Origin of the sequence: Streptomyces echinoruber, from assembly GCF_014651135.1 — a bacterium.
Taxonomy (GTDB): Bacteria; Actinomycetota; Actinomycetes; order Streptomycetales; family Streptomycetaceae; genus Streptomyces; species Streptomyces echinoruber.
Genome location: NZ_BMWH01000093.1, coordinates 1 through 1,052, shown reverse-complemented (window position 1 = coordinate 1,052; position 1,052 = coordinate 1). Strand labels below are relative to the sequence as shown.

Annotated in this window: 1 protein-coding gene; it reads right to left on the bottom strand. The window is 70.7% G+C overall.

Annotated features, from left to right (window positions below; translation table 11 throughout):
* Positions 1-1,052: cyclic dehypoxanthinyl futalosine synthase (gene mqnC, locus IE225_RS32690; RefSeq protein WP_190061286.1), on the bottom strand; the 1,052-nt coding region annotated here is incomplete at both ends.

Below are 1,052 nucleotides of genomic sequence, written 5' to 3'. Positions count from 1 at the left end.
GTGGGAGGTGATGTGCTCGTCGGCGGGGTCGTTCGCCGGGTCGTCGTGCACGACGAGGTGCTCGTAGGTGGTGGAGCGCTGGGCCGGGACGCGGCCCGCGGCGCGGATCAGCGTGATCAGCTCCCGCAGGTTGGCGCGGTGCCGGGCGCCGGCGGAGGAGACCACGTTCTCCTCCAGCATGATCGAGCCGAGGTCGTCGGCGCCGTAGTGCAGGGAGAGCTGGCCGACCTCCTTGCCGGTGGTCAGCCAGGAGCCCTGGATGTGCGCGACGTTGTCCAAAAACAGCCGGGCGACGGCGATCATGCGCAGGTACTCGAAGAGGGTGGCCTGGGTGCGGCCCTTCAGGTGGTTGTTCTCCGGCTGGTAGGTGTAGGGGATGAAGGCGCGGAAGCCGCCGGTGCGGTCCTGCACGTCCCGGATCATGCGCAGGTGCTCGATGCGCTCGGCGTTGGTCTCGCCGGTGCCCATCAGCATGGTGGTGGTGGACTCCACGCCCAGCCGGTGCGCGGTCTCCATGATCTGAAGCCAGCGCTCGCCGGACTCCTTCAGCGGCGCGATCGCCTTGCGGGGGCGTTCGGGCAGCAGCTCGGCGCCGGCGCCGGCGAAGGAGTCCAGGCCGGCTTCGCGCAGGCGGGTGATGGCCTCCTCGACGCTGACGTGGGAGACGCGGGCCATGTGCGCCACCTCGGAGGCGCCCAGGGAGTGGATGACCAGCTGGGGGAAGGCCTCCTTGATGGCGCGGAAGTGCCGCTCGTAGTACTCCACGCCGAAGTCGGGGTGGTGGCCGCCCTGGAACATGATCTGGGTGCCGCCCAGCTCCACGGTCTCCGCGCAGCGGCGCAGGATGTCGTCCAGGTCGCGCACCCAGCCCTTGGCGCTGGTGGGCGGGGCGTAGAAGGCGCAGAACCGGCACGCGGTGACGCACACGTTGGTGTAGTTGATGTTGCGTTCGATGATGTAGGTGGCGATGTGCTCGCGGCCGGCGTAGCGGCGCCGGCGGGCGGCGTCCGCGGCGGCGCCCAGCGCGTGCAGCGGCGCGTCGCGGTAGAGGG